Source organism: Marinoscillum sp. MHG1-6 (assembly GCF_024714475.1).
Lineage (GTDB): Bacteria > Bacteroidota > Bacteroidia > Cytophagales > Cyclobacteriaceae > JAMZMI01.
Genome location: NZ_JAMZMI010000020.1, coordinates 1 through 2887, shown reverse-complemented (window position 1 = coordinate 2887; position 2887 = coordinate 1). Strand labels below are relative to the sequence as shown.

Sequence of the window (2887 nt, the reverse complement as noted above, 5' to 3'; positions counted from 1 at the left end):
GGGGCAGTCAGGCATTTTCCTTCTTCTTCTCGCAGTAGATTTTTGCTTCATTGCACCTCACGGCAGATTTCGCTATCTTGGATTTTCATTGCTCAAGGATGGCCACACACCATGCCTAGGCGTTAGCAGCCACGGAGGCATAGATTTTGCGAATCACCCGAGAAATTTAAATCAATGAAAAAACTCAAATTTTTAGGATTTCCTTTTTTTGTACTTCTATCATCATGTTCCTATCATATTGGAACAATTGGTGGAGGAACGGGGACGGTAACCAGTGACCAGTTTGCTAGCATAGATTTTGCATACGGAACTGCAAAGACAACTAAATTTCTGGGAATTGGCGGTAACAAAAAAGATGCGTTAGTTCTTGAAGCCAAAAGAAATCTCTACTTGAACTATAAACTCAGACCAACCCAAGTAATTGGACAAACTACAGTTGATTTTAAACGAACTTTCTTTTTTCCCATTCTAACTACAAAGGTTACCGTATCTGCTGAGATCATTGATTTCTCTACGGATTCTGCCAGTTCTACTGAGACCAACGATAATAGAAATAGATTCATTAACCCCAAAAAAAGCGGCCAATTGGAAATCGGTGAAGAGGTATTTTACTCAAAGAATCTGAATACTAGATTTTCAGCTACTATTCTTGACTATCAAAATGAGAATTATATTATCAAATACATAGATAAGAATAACAATCTTAGAATTACGAAAGCTATCCCACCCTCACTAGAATCACAGAACCCAAAAATCCAAACACCAATTAATATCTCTCAACCCGAAAAACTTTATACACCACAAAATCCAAAAGGAAAACTTGTCAGGTTTAGATACAAAGAGGAGGAATATGAAGGAGAACTTATAGAAACATCTGGAACTTCTTATCTCATCAAAATGGAAAAAGGGAACGGAGAAGGTATTGGACTATATATCTCAGAAAAAGACATAATAAAGTAGGCTGCTAACATATGCTATGAATGAATGGGTTTTATCGATCAGGACAGTCTCGTGGGGGTTAAAAAGTCCGCCACAAGTTTTAAATTTAAATCAAGGTGTGGCTATGTGCGGGAGGAAAGGTTAGTGCTTTCTAATCCCCACTCATCATAGCTGGCCGTTAGAGTCAATTTTTCGGTATGACGAAAGAAATAGAATTTGATATACTTGAGAATGGGCTTGATTTCATTCTTTCATCTTTAAGATACCTGACGAATCCAGAATCACCTTCCGATTTGAAATATGGAATTCTACACCTTTCTGCTGGGACAGAACTTGTGCTTAAAGAAAAACTCAAAAGTGAACATTGGTCTTTAATATTCGAAAACGTAAGTAAGGCCAACAAGAAAGACTTACTGACTGGAGATTTCTTAAGCGTCAACTTTGAGACCATTTTACTCAGACTTAACAATGTCTGCGGTATTGAACTATCCGAAAAACAAAGTCAGAACTTACGAACTCTGAGACAGCAAAGAAACAGAATTGAGCACTTTCATTTTCTCGGGAACCCTGAAGCGATTAAGAGTATAACCGCGAGAGCATTGTCTACAGTTATCTCTTTCATTAAACATCATATTTCTGAAGAGACAATTTCAACTCGATCACAAGAAATGCTACAATCAATACGAACAATTTCTTCTGATTTTGAACACTTTGTCAGCTTAAGGAATTCTCAAATTAAGAAAGACATTGAAGAGGCATCAAAAGAACATGAAATCCTAAAGTGTCCAAGATGCCTACAAACTTCGGTTGTACTTGATGAGCAGATACAATGTCTTTTTTGTGGAACAGAAAATGAAGCAGAAGAATTTGCCAATAATTATGTTCGAACATTCATGTATAATGATCTCTATGCCCATAAGAAAGATGGTGACAGATATCCTTTAGAACCATGCTTCAACTGTGGAGATTCAACTCTCTTCGAAAATGAGAAAGGCTTTGTTTGCTTTACTTGTCTTGAAAAGTGGGACAGGGACGAAATTGTTCAATGCTCAACTTGTTACAACTTGTGCATCAAAGATGGACAGACAGAAGAATTTGAAATGTGTGAATCTTGTTTAAATGGCTAAAAAGACTCTAACATATGCTATGAATGAATGGGGTTTCATCAGTGAGGATAGTGTGGTGGGGATTGGAAAGTCCGCCACAAGTTTTAAATTTAAATCAAGGCGTGGCTATGTGCGAGAAGAAAGGTTAGTGCTTTCTAATCCCCACTCATCATAGCTCGTTATCAGCCACGATTCATACAGTGGCGTTAGCGGTAATGATGGAATCCCATGAAATTTAATCTAATTTTTATCCTTTTGCTTCTCACCTTTTCTTGTGGTCAGAAAGAAAAAAAGACTGAGACAGCTATTAATACCACTGAGAGCAAAAAGAAAAAAGTTGTATCAAAGAAACCTCAAAAAACTACGGAGGGTGAAGCGGAATACAATGAAATTTTCCACTTGTGGACTGAAGGTCGTTTTAGTGAGTTTGAAAGATTAGCGTTTCAATTTATTGATAAGTATGAGAGTTCTATTTATTTAGATAGTGCAAAACAGTTGAAGAAAAAAGTAAAAAATATGAGAGACAGTCTTGACTCTACCAGAGACTCCTTAAGACAGTCTAAATCATTTGAGTATTTTCATTCCTTGAAATTACCTTCCTCCGATACAATAAATTACGAATCATATAATCTTTGGACTTACAGATTTCCTAATATTTTTACCGAAGTAGATCGCGATTTATTTAATTCAAAATTCGATGAAAGTTGGTACATAATGTAACCTCCCCATTATTAGGACTGGGATCAAATAGACTAATTCTCTAAATATTTACAAAATTCATTCTGGTAGTTTTCATTCTTAGTTTGGTATTTCAGATACTGAACGGGAGAAAGTTTGCTCAG

Annotated in this window: 3 protein-coding genes; all 3 read left to right on the top strand. The window is 36.3% G+C overall.

Features of this window, described 5'->3' with window-relative positions:
* Positions 1-174 precede the first annotated feature (174 nt).
* The 3 genes from NXR94_RS17075 (at position 175) to NXR94_RS17065 (ending at position 2765) form a co-directional block, all read left to right on the top strand.
* Positions 175-960, top strand: a complete 786-nt coding sequence (locus tag NXR94_RS17075; protein WP_258105893.1) for a DUF6567 family protein — start codon at positions 175-177, stop codon at positions 958-960.
* A 176-nt stretch (positions 961-1136) separates the two neighbouring features.
* Positions 1137-2066 carry a hypothetical protein gene (locus NXR94_RS17070; RefSeq protein WP_258105892.1) on the top strand — a complete coding sequence of 310 codons (930 nt, stop codon included), beginning with the start codon at positions 1137-1139 and terminating at the stop codon, positions 2064-2066.
* 207 nt (positions 2067-2273) lie between these two features.
* Positions 2274-2765 (top strand): hypothetical protein, encoded by a 492-nt coding sequence (locus NXR94_RS17065; protein ID WP_258105890.1) that lies wholly within the window; start codon positions 2274-2276, stop codon positions 2763-2765.
* Positions 2766-2887: the final 122 nt, after the last annotated feature.